Consider the following 15,221-nt stretch of genomic DNA (forward strand, 5'->3'; position numbering starts at 1 on the left):
AGTGTGCTAATGTTTCTGAAAGAAACTTGTCTTAATGTGAGAATTCTGTAGAAAATACTTATTTATTTGCTGTATACCTGATAGATAAAGGGTATATCCGAAAGGAGGTTTTAGTGAAACGTAACTCACTGATATTTGCTGTTATGTTAGCTGTAGGTAGTTTGTCATGTATGACGGCTTCGGCTGCGGAATTACCATCCACTCCGCATATATCAACTTCTGGAAATTCGACAATCAAAGCGGCTCCAGATATGGCGACTTTGTTGATCCATGTGAAAGTGAGTCAGAAAAGTGCGGCAGATACAAAGAAAAAAGTTGATGAGCGTGTTGCGAAATATTTTGATTTTTTGAAAGCAAATGGTATCGAAAAGAAAGATATTAATGCTGCTAATATACGTACTCAGCCAGAATATCAGTATGATCAGAAAACAGGCAAATCAACTCTTACGGGATATAACGCTTCCCGCGCAGTTGAAGTTAAAGTTCGTAAGTTGGATCAACTGAATACACTTTTGGATGGAGCCTTGAGAGCGGGATTAAATGAAATTAATTCTGTACAGTTCAGCGTAGCCGATCCTCAGCGCTATCGTGATGAAGCCAGACAGAAAGCAATTGCGAATGCGATTCAACAGGCAACCGAATTGGCAAAAGGTTTTAACAGTAAATTAGGTTCCGTATATAGCATCACTTATCGTCCACCTGAAGCAGTGCCTTTTCCAATGAGTCGGCTGCAATTCAAATCAGCTCTAATGTCTGCGGCTTCTGCGGAAAATTCAGCCGATGAAACTTATGAACCGCAGAGCATAGAGTTTTCTGATCATGTTGATGCAGTTTTTGAATTACAGCGTTAATTAGCTTCATTATCTTCCTGACGTAACGTCTGGCGTCCTAGTTTTAACAGGGCGTCAGTCACTTTTCTCATAGCGCTGCTTTCCGGGGCAAAGCGATGCCAGTAAAGCATACGGCGTTGACACAGACCGGGTGTTAAATCAACCAATTCACCTGCCTTCAATTCTTTGTCGATTTGTAAATGGGGGATCATACAACATGTCGATCCTTGTCTTGCCAATTGAACGAAAGCTTCGGACGAGTTAACGATATGGCAAGGCACACTGCCCGGTGATAAATCAAAATATTGCTGTAAAAAGGCCTGATGCATATCATCCAAATGGTCGAATGCAACAGCAGGCGCTTTCAGTAAAGCTGAGCGAGTTACCCCATTGGTGAAAAAACGTTCAGCGAATTTAGGAGAAGCGACGAACAGATAATCAAGAGCACCTAATTTATCCACCAGACAGCTTGGTAGGGGTTGTGATTGAATACTGATTGCACCAACAACTTCCCCGCGCCTCAAGCTTTCTTGTGTACGTGTTTCGTCTTCCACCTGAATATTGAGCCGGATAGGCAAATCAGAGAGCACGGGATGAAGGGCCGGTAAGAGCCAGGTTGCCAGACTATCCGCATTGACGGCAAGAGAGAGCAACAGAGGAGTCTCATTTCCATTTTCATCACCGAGCCATTGTGCTTCGAGCAACTCTACCTGATGTAATAACGCAAGCAGTTTTTGCCCTTGCTCTGTCGGGCGGGGGGGAACGGTACGAACCAATAACGGTTGACCGAATAAGTTTTCTAATTGCTTGATACGTTGGGATACTGCGGATTGAGTGATACAAAGCTTTTGTGCTGCACGTTCGAAACCGCGTTCACGGATCACGGCATCCAACGCTTGTAGGGATCGGTAATCAGGGCGTTTCATTGAAAATCAGGCTCTCCATTTTTACTCTTCTCTTTGATTATCAGGGCACTAGATTGCGTGTTCAAAATTGTGTGTTCAGAAATTGTTGTTGACTCAAAAATATATTGTGTGCTCAAAAGATTTTTGGGTCTAGGGAGCACTATGCCATATTTTTTCACAGGATAAGATAAAATATTGTTTATACTGGCGGCTGGATTTTTCTTGTAATTGATTATAGGCAGTAATTGATATGACACAGGACGAACTGAAAAAAGCGGTAGGTTGGGCAGCACTGGAGTATGTCAGACCAGGAACAATTGTTGGGGTTGGTACAGGTTCAACAGCATCCCATTTTATTGATGCGTTGGGTACAATGAAAGACAAAATTGAAGGTGCAGTATCCAGCTCGGAAGCATCGACAGAGAAATTGAAAAGTCTTGGCATTCCTGTGCTTGATTGTAATGAAGTTGATTCTTTGGACATTTATGTTGATGGTGCTGATGAAATCAATGGCAACATGCAGATGATTAAAGGTGGTGGAGCTGCACTGACCAGAGAGAAAATCATTTCTGCTGTGGCAAAGAAATTCATTTGTATTATTGATGAATCCAAGCAGGTTGATATATTGGGTAAATTCCCGTTACCGATTGAAGTTATTCCGATGGCACGTGCTTATGTTGCCCGTGAGTTGGTGAAATTAGGGGGAACTCCGGTTTACCGTCAGAACGTTGTCACTGATAATGGTAATGTCATTTTAGATGTTCACAATCTTGCTATTCTTAACCCAATCGAATTAGAAAACAAAATTAATGCTATTGCTGGTGTAGTAACTGTTGGCTTATTTGCTAATCGTGGTGCGAATGTCGTACTGATTGGTACAGCTAATGGTGTAAAAACGATTGCAGAGTAATTATTAGTTGGGGGCAGAATACTCTGCCCTTAAAAAAATTTCAGATTTATATTCAAAAAATAAAATTCAGATATATATATTGTATATTTGTCTAATTATAACTCAAAGTTCTATATTTATCTCGTAACTAAAATTTTTACTTTGCATAACAACTTTTTTACTGTTTCTTATGCTGTTTTACAGGCAAACGATTGTATTGCTGTTGACGTTTTTTTTGTTATTTTAGTGAAACCTATCGGCATTACGAAAATTAGTACAAATAAGGCGGATAAATGGTTAAGGTATCTTTAGAAAAAGATAAAATTAAGTTTCTGTTGCTGGAAGGTGTTCATCAGAGCACAGTAGACAATTTGCGGGCAGCAGGGTACAGCAATATTGAGTATCATAAGGGCGCATTAGAACCGGAAGAACTGAAAGAAGCGATCCGCGATGCCAGATTTGTGGGGATCCGTTCCCGTACTCAGTTAACCGAAGAAATTTTTGCTGCCGCTGAAAAATTGGTTGCAGTTGGATGTTTCTGCATTGGAACTAATCAAGTTGATCTGAACGCCGCAGCAAAACGCGGTATTCCCGTATTTAACGCTCCATTCTCCAATACACGCTCAGTGGCTGAAATGGTATTGGGAGAGCTGCTGCTGCTATTGCGTCGTGTTCCAGAAGTTAATGCCAAAGCTCACAAAGGAGAATGGAACAAACAGGCTGCGGGTTGTTATGAAGCACGTGGCAAAAAATTAGGCATTATCGGTTACGGTCATATCGGTTCACAACTTAGTGTTCTGGCTGAAAATATCGGTATGAATGTCTATTTCTTTGATATTGAACATAAACTACCGCTGGGGAACGCCCAACAAGTTCATCACTTATCTGAATTGTTAAATATGAGTGATGTCGTGAGCCTGCATGTTCCTGAAACATCTTCAACTAAAAATATGATTGGTGCGGCAGAATTAGAGCGGATGAAACCAGGTTCAATTTTAATCAATGCTTCACGCGGTACTGTTATTGATATTCCTGCGTTAGTTGAAGCGCTAGAAATTGGGCACATTGCCGGCGCTGCAATTGATGTATTCCCCGTGGAGCCAGCAACCAACAACGAGCCTTTCGTCTCCCCATTAATCAAATTTGACAATGTATTGCTGACGCCACATATCGGTGGATCCACACAAGAAGCGCAACAGAATATTGGTTATGAAGTCGCCGGAAAATTGGTCAAATATTCTGACAACGGTTCTACACTGTCGGCGGTTAATTTCCCGGAAGTTTCACTGCCAGTACATGCTAAGGATACTAATCGATTACTGCACATCCATGAAAACCGTCCGGGTATCTTAACCAGCATCAACCAGGTTTTCACCGATCAGGAAATCAATATTGAAGCACAATACCTGCGTACTGAAGGTGATATTGGTTATGTGGTTATCGATATCATGACGCAAAATCCGGCCCAGGCTGAATTAGTTTTGCAACAATTGAAGGCCTTACCTGGCACGATCCGCTCCCGTCTACTTTACTAAGGCGAGCTGTACTTAAGTGAATAAGTAAGTTAGGTGAAAAACACGTAACCAAATAAAATAAGGGCTATTGAAGAAACAATAGCCTTTGGACTAATCTGCTAAACTCAATCCCCTGCAATTATTACGACCAATGCCATATTTTTTCTGGTGTGATAATTTCCGGTAACGGAATATCCCAGCTTGTGCTGGGCAGCGTATTAACTAACTGAAAATTGTGTACTAGCCCAATCGGATAAAAATTTTGCTGTTGCCATTTGGCTAGTGTTCTGTCGTAGAACCCTCCTCCCATGCCTAACCGTTGCCCTGTATGATCGAAAGCAACCAGAGGGATAAACATAATATCCAGTTCAGAGATAGGTAAAACCTGTCTGACGTCTAGTCGCGGCTCTTCTATATTAAAGTGGTTTTGGACAAGAGGAGTATCAGGTTGATAATGCAAGAATAATAGGTGATTCCGGCTGAAAGGATGCAATACCGGTAGGTAAACCTGTTTATTTTGCTGCCAAAGTTGTTGAATCAATGGACGTGTATCTAGTTCTCCATCAAAAGAGAGATACAGGGCAATTTTTTTCGCTTGGAGGATCCTTGGATGAACTATGACTCGCTCGGCAGCCTGTAGAGCAAATTGCAGTTGTTGTTCAGGGGAAAGGCTTTTACGCAGTTGTCGGATTTTTTGTCTGATGCTTTTTCGGAGAGAGAAAAAAGAATCTGATTGCATGATACCTACCTATTTAGTAGTGCAGAAAAGGATACAAAACAGATAGATAGGATTCTCCAAGATGCCGTTACAGGTGGTAACCCTTGAACCCTTGGTTCAAGGTGAACGTGGAGTCGCCCCTATTAGGCTTCTTGGTCTGGCCAAGCATGCTCACAAGGAACGGAATACCACATTCTATAGATATGAAATATCGGCTCAGGGGACTTCCCTGCACACGAACACCTCAGAGAAAATTTTTTACTACTTAAACCATTAGCAGAGAACCATTAAATCAGGAACCTACCCATTTGGTTTTAAGCAACATCATGCAACCTATTGTATGGAACTAAATGGAGAAAGCAACTGGTTATATTCATCTATCGTGACTACTGCCTGATTTATCAACAAAGATCTGTTTATTAACAGGTAGGCGGTCAGCTAATTTTGTTACCTTGCTCTAATAAGGCTTGCTCAATAGTCTGCTGGAGCATTTTAATTTTCTGTTCCATATTATAGGAATAATCACGGGTTTTCATTTTTTCTTGTGCTAACTCGTGACAGATATTCAGTGCCACAATAAAAACCAGTTGCTCAGTGTTAGTCACTCTGGTGCGTTCTTTGAGGTTATGCAAACGCTGATCAAGTTCCTCCGCCGCAGCTTGTAATGCTTCTATCTGCTCCGGTGGACAATTGACACGTAATGACCGCCCAAAAATCTGAATATCTACTGGTTGTGCAGACATGACACCTTCCTGATTTATTACTGTATCGATACCTTTGTTGATACCTTAATTCTGTTATACGTCCCTCATCTTTCAAGTTGTTATGTTATAGCTGCAACTCGAAATTTATTGGGGGTAAAAAAACATATTTTGGTATAAAAATAAGGCCGACACCAATCATTATCATACAATACCAAAAGACAACCTGATTATGTTGTCTGGTATAGCGACTCCCCTTGATGGTAGCATAGCATGAACTTATATCGCCAACGATGATCAATATACATGTCTATACAAAACTCATTACCTAATTATCAATCATTTGATGAAATTTTGCATCAACAGTCCGTTGCACTGACAGCCGCAGAAATGCATGGCTTAATAAGTGGTTTATTATGTGGTGGAAATCACGACAGTAGCTGGCAGACTCTTGTACATGATCTCACTAATGATGGCTTTGCATTTTCACAGACACTCGCACAGCCAATCAGAGAATTGTATGAAGTCACTTTCGAATCATTGGATGATAGTAACTTTAATTTTAATTTACTACTTCCTGATGATGAAGCTGGTGTCTTTGCATGTGCTGACGCGTTGGCAGGATGGGTAAACCATTTCCTGTTGGGATTGGGGGTTGTAGATCCAAAAATAACAGAAAAAAAAGAAATTCAGGAAGTTATTACTGATTTACGTAATATAGGTATGCTGGGATACGACGAAAGCGAATATCAAGAAGAGCTATCTCAGGCACTGGAAGAAGTATTGGAATATGTCCGTGTTGCAGTGCAGCTCTGTTACATTGCACTAGCGACGCCCAAAAAAGCAGGCAATACAACGAAAAAAGATGAAAAACCAACGCTGCATTGATTGGTAATTAACTAATTAATAATAACGAGATTGCAGGAGAGGGTATGACTAAACAAGAATATTTATCCCGTCGTCAGGCATTATTGTCAAAAATGGCACCAGCCAGTGCGGCCATTATTTTTGCGGCTCCGCCTGCGACACGCAACTCAGATAGTGAATATTCTTATCGTCAGCACAGTGATTTTCTTTACCTGACCGGGTTTAATGAACCAGAAGCTGTTCTTATTCTTATTAAAAGCGATGAAACTCACAACCACAGTGTGTTGTTTAATCGAGTGCGTGATCTCACCGCAGAAATCTGGTTTGGTCGTCGGCTTGGGCAGGAAGCTGCTCCAGAAAAACTGGGGGTGGATCGTGCTCTGCCATTTAATGATATTGATGAACAACTCTACCTCTTGCTGAATGGGTTAGATGTGGTTTATCACTCTCAGGGGGAATTTGAATATGCTGATAAGATCGTATTCAGTGCTCTGGATAAGTTACGTAAGAATAGTTGCCGTAATCTCAGCGCCCCATCAATAATAGCAGACTGGCGTCCATGGCTGCATGAAATGCGCTTGTTTAAATCAGAAGCTGAATTGGAAATCATGCGCAAAGCCGGGAAAATCAGTGCTCAGGCACACACCAGAGCTATGAGAAACTGCCGCCCGGATATGTTTGAATATCAGCTTGAAGCTGATATTCACCATGAATTTACTTATCACGGTGCGCGCTACCCTGCTTATAACACCATTGTTGGTACAGGAGAAAATGCTTGTATCCTGCATTACACAGAAAACGACCGTCGTATGAAAGATGGCGATTTAGTGTTGATCGATGCAGGTTGTGAATATGAAGGGTATGCGGGGGATATTACGCGGACGTTTCCGGTTAATGGCAAATTTACCCGTCCTCAACGAGAAATTTATGACATTGTGCTGAAATCCATCAATGTCTCCCTTGAACTTTATAAACCGGGTACTAGCATTCGTGAAGTGACTGAGCAGGTTGTGCGCATCATGGTTGAAGAGCTGGTTAAACTAGGCATTATGCATGGTGAAGTGGAATATTTGATCGAGACCAATGCCTATCGTCAATTTTTCATGCATGGTTTAAGTCATTGGCTGGGGCTGGATGTCCACGATGTGGGGCATTACGGTGTTGATCGTGATCGCATTCTGGAACCTGGCATGGTACTGACTGTTGAGCCGGGGCTGTATATCGCACCGGATGCTGATGTGCCGTCGGAATACCGTGGTATTGGGATCCGCATTGAAGACGATATTGTGATTACAGAATCAGGCAATGAGAATTTGACTGAGTATGTCGTTAAAGATCCTGATGAAATTGAAGCACTGATGGCACAGGCAAAACAGGGTTACAGTAATCAGGAAGTCAAGTCATAATGAGCGTGATTATCGTGGGAGGAGGGATGGCTGGTGCAACATTAGCGCTTGCTATTTCTTCTTTGAGTCGGGGGCAGTTGCAAGTCTCTTTAGTTGAAGCAGCAGAGCCAACACAGGAACATCCGGGTTTTGATGCAAGGGCGATTGCCTTAGCTTATGGTACATGTCAGCGTTTGAGCCAGATAGGTGTCTGGTCTGCACTGAAAGGTTGTGTGACCCCAATTACTCACGTTCATGTCAGTGACCGTGGTTGTAGTGGTTTTGTCAATATCCGGACTGACGATTATGACATTCCGGCATTGGGTCATGTTATTGAGCTGCACGATGCTGGAAACAGTCTGTTTGATTTATTAAGACAGGCACCTAATATCAAACTTTATTGTCCGGCTAAAGTGAATTCTGTTGAGCGGCTGGACACTTCAGTTTCTATTATCTTGAATAGTGGCGAAAAAATTACGGGAAAACTGTTGATAGCAGCGGACGGAAGCCAGTCTTCCGTAGCAAAAGCTTGTAATATCCCGTGGCAGCGGCAGGATTACGGTCAGGTTGCCATCATTGCCAATGTTCTGACATCTGAACATCCCCGAGGCCGGGCATTTGAGCGTTTTACTGAACATGGCCCATTGGCACTGTTGCCAATGTCAGAAGGGCGCAGCTCTTTAGTCTGGTGTCATCCATTGGATAAATGGGCGGAAATTAATCAGTGGGAAGATGCCGAGTTTCGCCATCAACTGCAAAAAGCGTTTGGCTGGCGGCTGGGGAAAATGTTGGAAACAGGTCAGCGGTACAGTTATCCACTGACTTTATCTACATCCAAACGGCAGATCAGCCATCGTTTGGCATTAGTAGGTAACTCATCCCAAACTCTGCATCCAATTGCAGGGCAGGGCTTTAACTTAGGTATGCGTGATGTAATGGCATTAGCTCAGGTTATTTCAGCTGCTGCGATTGAGGGGCACGATATCGGCTCTTATAACATTCTGACTCGTTACCAACAGCAACGTTTTGCAGATCGTGAGGCGACGATCGGTATTACTGATGGGTTGGTCAGGCTGTTTGCCAATGACTACTTTCCGTTGAGAATCGGACGCAATCTTGGCCTGATGGCGATGGAAATGTTGCCACTGATAAAGGGTCCATTGGCCCGACAGACATTGGGTTGGGGCGCCCATCTTTTAACGGCAGAATAAGTCAGATTAAGAGGAATAAAAACATGCAATCATTTGATGTTGTGATCGCAGGAGGCGGTATGGTTGGCCTTGCGCTGGCCTGTGGTTTACATAGTAGCGGTCTGCGCATTGCGATTGTAGAAGAGCATCCACCAACCAGCACTTTTCATACTGATGATGAACATACGTTGCGTGTTTCTGCCATCAATGCAGCCAGTGAGCGGTTATTAACCCATCTCGGTGTCTGGCAGAAGCTCCTCGCAATGCGTGTCAGTCCTTATCAGGGAATGGAAGTCTGGGATCAGGATAGCTTCGGTCGTATTCAGTTCAATGCGGCGGAAAATGGCCTCAATCATCTTGGACATATTATTGAAAATAATGTGATCCGACAGGCTCTCTGGCAACAGGCTGAAAGTTTATCTGATGTAACCATGTTTGGCTCTGTTTCTCTTAAGAATGTTGCCTGGGGAGAAAACGAAGCCTTTATTACCCTGTCCGATGAGCGAATGCTGACTTCACGGTTAGTCGTTGGTGCAGATGGTGCTCATTCATGGCTGCGTCAGCATGCAGATATTCCACTGACTTTCTGGGATTACGAACATCATGCATTGGTCGCGACTATTCGTACTGCGGAATCTCATCAGGGCGTTGCACGCCAGGTTTTTCATGGGGATGGTATTCTTGCTTTCCTGCCACTTTCTGATCCTCATTTATGTTCTATTGTCTGGTCATTGCCTGCGGAAGCGGCGCAACAACGTAAGACAATGGAGACTGAGTTGTTTAATCGGCAATTGAGTGTCACTTTTGACATGCGATTGGGGCAGTGTGAGTTGATCAGTGACCGTCAAACTATCCCATTAATGGGACGTTATGCTCGTAATTTTGCTGCACATCGGTTAGCTTTATTGGGAGATGCAGCACACACAATCCATCCATTGGCCGGGCAAGGAGTCAATCTGGGGTTTATGGATGTAGCAGAGTTGATCGGAGAATTGAACCGATTGAACCAGCAAAGCAAAGATATCGGTCAATATCTCTATCTTGGTCGTTATGAGCGTCGCCGTAAACACAGTGCGGCTGTCATGCTGGTTGGTATGCAGGGATTTCGTCTACTATTTGATGGAAATAATCCTTTCAAGAAACTATTTCGTGATGTAGGGCTGACTTTGGCTAACAGTTTCCCCGGAGTGAAACCACAATTACTCCGTCATGCGATGGGTCTTCATGATCTGCCGGATTGGTTGATTACTCAAACCTCTTCAGTTGAAAAAATCTAATTATTTCTCTTATTTTGGATTAGTTTTTTTTATATCAGGCTAAAGTGTATTCAGTTGATTTGCTTCATGCTTTAGTCTGTTTGTAATAAAAAAAAGAATATTTTTTACATATTACTGCCATTTTTTAGCGTTCCCACACAATAAAATAGAAAAAAATTCCGCATGATAGTGAAAGGTTTTTGAAGGTATCATTGTTATGTTGATAATTTATTTTATGGTTCATTTCCATTTTCAGTGATAACTTCTAGTCCAAGGTATCGTTTGCGTTATTAACCGCTTCTTTGCTTCATGATCCAACATTTGCCGGTTAATACGCCGTATGTATGTTACTCAGATCAAGAACGTTTTCATGCTAAAAATGGAAAGAGGGAAATAATGTCAAAACACACCCCACTATATGATCAACATCTGGCATGCGGGGCACGCATGGTGGATTTTCATGGCTGGATGATGCCCCTTCACTACGGTTCACAAATCGACGAGCATCATGCGGTGCGTACTGACGCAGGTATGTTCGACGTTTCCCATATGACCATTATGGATTTGCACGGCGCAGGTTGCCGTGATTTTCTCCGTTATCTTCTGGCAAATGATATTGCTAAGCTGACTGAAAAAGGTAAGGCGCTTTATACCGGCATGCTTAATGCTTCCGGTGGTGTTATTGATGACCTGATTGTCTATTTTTTCACTGATAATTTTTATCGCATGGTCGTTAACTCGGCAACACGTGAAAAAGATTTAGCCTGGATCCAACAACATGCGGAGAAATACCCTGTTGAGATCACCGTGCGTAATGATTTGGCGTTGATTGCAGTTCAAGGACCTAACGCACAATCCAGAGTTCAGTCTTTGTTAAATAATGAGCAAAAACAATCCATTGCAGGTATGAAACCTTTCTTTGGTGTGCAATCTGGTGACTTATTTATCGCAACTACCGGTTATACCGGTGAAGCGGGTTATGAAATTGCATTGCCTCAGGAGCAAGCTATTGATTTTTGGCAGCAGTTACTGAAAGAAGGTGTTAAACCAGCAGGACTGGGAGCACGGGATACACTGCGCCTTGAAGCTGGTATGAACCTTTATGGTCAGGAAATGGATGAATCCATCTCACCTTTGGCTGCGAATATGGGATGGACAATTGCATGGGCACCGGAAGAGCGCCAATTTATTGGCCGTGAAGCCCTGTTGAAACAGCGTGAAGCTGGGACAGAACAATTGATTGGGTTAATTATGCGTGAAAAAGGTGTCTTGCGCAGTGGGTTAACGGTGAGTTTCACTGATGAAACGGGTGAAGTACGTTTTGGTATTATTACCAGTGGAACATTCTCACCCACATTAGGATTCAGTATTGCTCTTGCAAGGGTGCCGCAAGGGGTTGGAGAACAGGTGATTGTCCAGATCCGTAATCGCGAAATGCCGGTTCAGGTTGTTAAACCGGGTTTTGTCAGGCTGGGAAAATCGCTTGTAGGATGATTTTGGTCGCAACATTTTAATAAATAAAAATAAGGAGATGGAACCGATGAGTCATGTACCAACTGAGTTAAAATATACCGAATCACACGAATGGATTCGCTCTGAAGGAAATGGCGAATATACCGTGGGTATTACCGAACATGCCCAGCAATTATTGGGTGATATGGTATTTGTTGACTTGCCTGACATCGGAGCGGTCGTAAACAGCGGTGATGATTGTGCAGTCGTTGAATCAGTCAAGGCAGCTTCCGATATTTACGCACCACTGAGTGGTGAAGTTATCGCCGTCAACCCAGCTTTAGAAGGTTCGCCCGAGTTAGTGAATAGCGAACCTTATAACGAAGGCTGGTTATTCCGCATCAAGGTTACTGATGAAAGTGAATTGACCAACCTGCTGGATGCAGAAAGTTATCGGTCACTATTGGAAGAAGAAGAGTAAGTAATCACCGCCCCACATCATCAACGTCGCCGACGTTACACAGTGAGTGGGGCGTTTTTTATATGTGCCGTTTTTTAGCTTGTTTCAGGAAATTATTATCAATGATCCAGACTCTAATCCAACTTGAAAATCAAGGTGAATTCATTCGTCGCCACATTGGTTCCTCTGCTGAACAGCAAAAAGAAATGCTGGCAATGGTTGGCTCGAACTCTCTTGACGATCTCACTAATAAAATTGTTCCCTGTGATATCGCATTGCCAGAGCCACCCGCAGTAGGTGAAGGTGCAACAGAGCAACAGGCACTGGCTGAACTGAAAGCAATAGCGGGTCAGAACAAACGTTATCAATCTTATATCGGTATGGGGTATGCTCCCGCAATACTACCGTCGGTTATCCTGCGTAATTTACTGGAGAATCCCGGTTGGTACACAGCATATACGCCTTACCAGCCTGAAGTTTCTCAAGGGAGATTAGAAGCCTTGCTGAACTTCCAGCAAGTCACCATCGATCTGACCGGATTAGATCTTGCTTCAGCATCACTGTTGGATGAAGCCACCGCAGCAGCCGAAGCGATGGCAATGGCAAAACGGGTTAGCAAACTGAAAAATGCGGAGCGTTTCTTCGTAGCTGATGATATTCATCCACAGGTATTAGATGTGGTGCGTACACGAGCGGCAACATTTGGGTTTGATGTTATTGTTGATAAAGCAGAAAGAGTACTGGAACTAGAGGGTGTTTTTGGTGTTTTGCTGCAACAAGTTGGTACTACAGGTCAGATCCATGATTACAGCGATCTTATCGCAAAACTGAAACAGCAAAACATCATTGTCAGCGTTGCCGCTGATATTATGGCACTGGTTATGCTGACTGCGCCGGGCAAACAAGGCGCTGATATTGTCTTTGGTTCAGCACAACGTTTTGGTGTCCCTATGGGATACGGCGGTCCGCATGCTGCATTCTTTGCTTGCCGTGACGAATATAAACGCTCAATGCCGGGTCGTATTATAGGTGTTTCCCGCGATGCCGCTGGCAACCGGGCATTGCGTATGGCGATGCAAACACGTGAACAACATATTCGCCGTGAAAAGGCGAATTCCAATATTTGTACCTCACAGGTATTACTAGCGAATATTGCTGGTATGTATGCGGTTTACCACGGTGCTGAAGGTCTGAAAAGAATTGCGGGGCGCATTCACCGATTGACTGACATTTTAGCTGCTGGTCTACAAAAAGCGGGCATAACGCTGCGTCACAAAACATGGTTTGATACATTGGCTGTAGAAGTCATCGATAAGGCATCAGTACTGGCACGAGCGGAAAAAGCACAAATCAACTTACGTACTGATATTCTTGGTGCTGTTGGCGTGTCATTGAGTGAAAAAAACAGTCGTGAAGACTTGATAACCTTGTATCAAGTTTTAACTGGTTCTGAAACTGTGTTAGATGTTGATGTTCTTGATAGTGAAGTATCAGGGAACAGCCAATCCATACCGGCTTCAATGCTGCGCGATGATGAAATTCTGACACATGATACCTTCCGCCGTTATCATAGCGAAACAGATATGATGCGCTATATGCATAGTCTGGAACGTAAAGACCTGGCACTGAATCAGGCGATGATCCCACTAGGATCATGCACAATGAAACTGAATGCGGCCGCTGAACTCATACCAATCACATGGCCTGAATTTACTGACCTGCATCCTTTCTGTCCGTCAGAACAAGCACAGGGTTATCAACAATTGATTAGCCAGCTCTCACATTGGCTGGTATTACTGACAGGATACGATGCAGTATCTATGCAGCCAAACTCTGGTGCCCAAGGAGAATATTCTGGTTTACTGGCTATTCGTCATTACTATGCCAGCCGCGGTGAACAACACCGTCATATCTGCCTGATCCCAAGCTCAGCCCACGGCACAAACCCTGCATCTGCACATATGGCAGGCATGACAGTGGTTGTGGTGAATTGTGATAAAGAAGGCAATATCGATCTGACAGACCTGCGTGAAAAAGCGGAAAAACACCATGATGAATTGGCTTGTATCATGGTTACCTATCCATCAACCCACGGTGTATATGAAGAAACCATCCGCCAGATTTGTGACATTATTCATCAAAATGGTGGGCAGGTTTATCTTGATGGTGCAAATATGAATGCTCAGGTTGGGATCACAACTCCGGGCTTTATTGGTGCTGATGTTTCACACCTGAACCTGCATAAAACTTTCTGCATTCCGCATGGTGGTGGTGGTCCGGGTATGGGGCCGATTGGTGTGAAAAAACACCTTGCCCCTTTCCTTCCGGGGCATACCGTGGTGGAAATGGGGTCATTAACCACATCAGGTGCAGTATCGGCCGCACCATTTGGCAGTGCGTCTATTCTGCCGATTAGCTGGATGTACATCCGCATGATGGGGGCAAAAGGGTTGAAACAAGCTAGTCAGGCTGCGATCTTGAATGCAAACTACATCGCAGCTCGTCTGAAAGACGCTTATGAAATCCTTTATACCGGCCGCGATGGTTATGTTGCCCATGAGTGTATTTTGGATATTCGCCCACTGAAAGAAGAATTTGGTATTAGTGAAATGGATATCGCCAAGCGTTTGATTGACTATGGCTTCCATGCACCCACTATGTCATTCCCTGTCGTTGGAACTCTGATGGTTGAGCCAACAGAATCAGAAAGTAAGATCGAAATTGATCGTTTTATTGATGCGATGCTGGCAATCCGCGGAGAAATCAAAAAAGTGGCGGAAGGTGACTGGCCACTGGAAGATAACCCGCTGGTGAATGCACCACATGTTCAGGCTGAGCTGATTACTGACTGGGACCATGCGTATAGCCGTGAAATTGCCGTTTTCCCGACAGCAGAGACAAAAGCAAATAAATATTGGCCGACGGTGAAACGTCTTGATGATGTGTATGGGGATCGTAACTTGCATTGTTCCTGTGTACCGATTGAAGATTATCGGTAATCATGGTGTCGCTAATTGATTTAGAATAAAATCGATTAGAAATAAAAGCAGTGTT

General features: G+C 43.5%; 13 protein-coding genes and 1 other RNA gene. 10 read left to right on the forward strand and 4 right to left on the reverse strand.

The window, feature by feature from the left end; all coding sequences use genetic code 11:
* Positions 1–113: 113 nt before the first annotated feature.
* Positions 114–851, forward strand: a complete 738-nt coding sequence (locus Xbud_RS12505) for an oxidative stress defense protein (RefSeq protein ID WP_099136373.1) — start codon at positions 114–116, stop codon at positions 849–851.
* Here Xbud_RS12505 and Xbud_RS12510 read toward each other — a convergent pair.
* Positions 848–1,756, reverse strand: coding sequence for a LysR family transcriptional regulator ArgP (locus tag Xbud_RS12510; RefSeq protein ID WP_099136374.1), 909 nt, complete (start codon positions 1,754–1,756; stop codon positions 848–850). The two genes, Xbud_RS12505 and Xbud_RS12510, sit on opposite strands and share 4 nt — an antisense overlap.
* Positions 1,757–1,985: 229 nt before the next feature.
* On the opposite strand from Xbud_RS12510, the gene rpiA reads away from it, so the two are divergent.
* A complete protein-coding gene (rpiA, locus tag Xbud_RS12515; RefSeq protein ID WP_099136375.1) occupies positions 1,986–2,645 on the forward strand; it encodes a ribose-5-phosphate isomerase RpiA in 660 nt (219 codons plus the stop codon).
* A 272-nt stretch (positions 2,646–2,917) separates the two neighbouring features.
* The gene (serA, locus tag Xbud_RS12520) at positions 2,918–4,159 is read left to right on the forward strand and encodes a phosphoglycerate dehydrogenase (protein ID WP_099136376.1); all 1,242 of its coding nucleotides are present in this window, start codon (positions 2,918–2,920) and stop codon (positions 4,157–4,159) included.
* A 121-nt stretch (positions 4,160–4,280) separates the two neighbouring features.
* On the opposite strand, the gene Xbud_RS12525 is transcribed toward serA, so the two are convergent.
* The 3 genes from Xbud_RS12525 to zapA form a co-directional block, all read right to left on the reverse strand.
* Positions 4,281–4,877, reverse strand: coding sequence for a 5-formyltetrahydrofolate cyclo-ligase (locus Xbud_RS12525; protein WP_099136377.1), 597 nt, complete (start codon positions 4,875–4,877; stop codon positions 4,281–4,283).
* Between the two features lie 49 nt (positions 4,878–4,926).
* Positions 4,927–5,110: non-coding RNA, 6S RNA (ssrS, locus tag Xbud_RS12530), on the reverse strand.
* Positions 5,111–5,290: 180 nt separating this feature from the next.
* Positions 5,291–5,599 (reverse strand): cell division protein ZapA, encoded by a 309-nt coding sequence (gene zapA, locus Xbud_RS12535; RefSeq protein ID WP_038270060.1) that lies wholly within the window; start codon positions 5,597–5,599, stop codon positions 5,291–5,293.
* Between the two features lie 264 nt (positions 5,600–5,863).
* Here zapA and Xbud_RS12540 point away from each other — a divergent pair, with 264 nt between their 5' ends.
* From Xbud_RS12540 to gcvP, 7 genes are all read left to right on the forward strand, one after another.
* Positions 5,864–6,445, forward strand: a complete 582-nt coding sequence (locus Xbud_RS12540) for a YecA/YgfB family protein (protein ID WP_099136378.1) — start codon at positions 5,864–5,866, stop codon at positions 6,443–6,445.
* 44 nt (positions 6,446–6,489) lie between these two features.
* Positions 6,490–7,830: a Xaa-Pro aminopeptidase gene (gene pepP, locus Xbud_RS12545; RefSeq protein WP_099136379.1), complete on the forward strand. Its 1,341-nt coding sequence runs from the start codon at positions 6,490–6,492 to the stop codon at positions 7,828–7,830.
* Positions 7,830–9,020: a 2-octaprenyl-6-methoxyphenyl hydroxylase gene (ubiH, locus tag Xbud_RS12550; RefSeq protein WP_099136380.1), complete on the forward strand. Its 1,191-nt coding sequence runs from the start codon at positions 7,830–7,832 to the stop codon at positions 9,018–9,020. Before pepP ends, ubiH begins: the two co-directional genes overlap by 1 nt.
* Positions 9,021–9,043: 23 nt before the next feature.
* The gene (ubiI, locus tag Xbud_RS12555; RefSeq protein ID WP_099136381.1) at positions 9,044–10,276 is read left to right on the forward strand and encodes an FAD-dependent 2-octaprenylphenol hydroxylase; all 1,233 of its coding nucleotides are present in this window, start codon (positions 9,044–9,046) and stop codon (positions 10,274–10,276) included.
* 375 nt (positions 10,277–10,651) lie between these two features.
* The gene (gene gcvT, locus Xbud_RS12560; protein ID WP_099136382.1) at positions 10,652–11,749 is read left to right on the forward strand and encodes a glycine cleavage system aminomethyltransferase GcvT; all 1,098 of its coding nucleotides are present in this window, start codon (positions 10,652–10,654) and stop codon (positions 11,747–11,749) included.
* Positions 11,750–11,795: 46 nt separating this feature from the next.
* Entirely contained in the window at positions 11,796–12,188 is a 393-nt protein-coding gene (gene gcvH / locus Xbud_RS12565) for a glycine cleavage system protein GcvH (protein WP_099136383.1), read from the forward strand.
* Between the two features lie 101 nt (positions 12,189–12,289).
* On the forward strand, positions 12,290–15,166 hold the full coding sequence (gene gcvP / locus Xbud_RS12570; RefSeq protein WP_099136384.1) for an aminomethyl-transferring glycine dehydrogenase: 2,877 nt from the start codon (positions 12,290–12,292) through the stop codon (positions 15,164–15,166).
* Positions 15,167–15,221 lie beyond the last annotated feature (55 nt).

It is taken from the genome of Xenorhabdus budapestensis, assembly GCF_002632465.1.
GTDB classification, from domain to species: domain Bacteria; phylum Pseudomonadota; class Gammaproteobacteria; order Enterobacterales; family Enterobacteriaceae; genus Xenorhabdus; species Xenorhabdus budapestensis.

Bases quoted from the DNA above. Each gene is read 5' to 3' on its own strand.
- ubiI (WP_099136381.1), top strand. From the start codon at position 9,044: ATGCAATCATTTGATGTTGTGATCGCAGGAGGCGGTATGGTTGGCCTT.
- serA (WP_099136376.1), top strand. From the start codon at position 2,918: ATGGTTAAGGTATCTTTAGAAAAAGATAAAATTAAGTTTCTGTTGCTG.
- pepP (WP_099136379.1), top strand. From the start codon at position 6,490: ATGACTAAACAAGAATATTTATCCCGTCGTCAGGCATTATTGTCAAAA.
- Xbud_RS12510 (WP_099136374.1), bottom strand. From the start codon at position 1,756: ATGAAACGCCCTGATTACCGATCCCTACAAGCGTTGGATGCCGTGATC.
- gcvT (WP_099136382.1), top strand. From the start codon at position 10,652: ATGTCAAAACACACCCCACTATATGATCAACATCTGGCATGCGGGGCA.
- rpiA (WP_099136375.1), top strand. From the start codon at position 1,986: ATGACACAGGACGAACTGAAAAAAGCGGTAGGTTGGGCAGCACTGGAG.
- ubiH (WP_099136380.1), top strand. From the start codon at position 7,830: ATGAGCGTGATTATCGTGGGAGGAGGGATGGCTGGTGCAACATTAGCG.
- zapA (WP_038270060.1), bottom strand. From the start codon at position 5,599: ATGTCTGCACAACCAGTAGATATTCAGATTTTTGGGCGGTCATTACGT.
- gcvP (WP_099136384.1), top strand. From the start codon at position 12,290: ATGATCCAGACTCTAATCCAACTTGAAAATCAAGGTGAATTCATTCGT.
- gcvH (WP_099136383.1), top strand. From the start codon at position 11,796: ATGAGTCATGTACCAACTGAGTTAAAATATACCGAATCACACGAATGG.
- Xbud_RS12525 (WP_099136377.1), bottom strand. From the start codon at position 4,877: ATGCAATCAGATTCTTTTTTCTCTCTCCGAAAAAGCATCAGACAAAAA.
- Xbud_RS12540 (WP_099136378.1), top strand. From the start codon at position 5,864: ATGTCTATACAAAACTCATTACCTAATTATCAATCATTTGATGAAATT.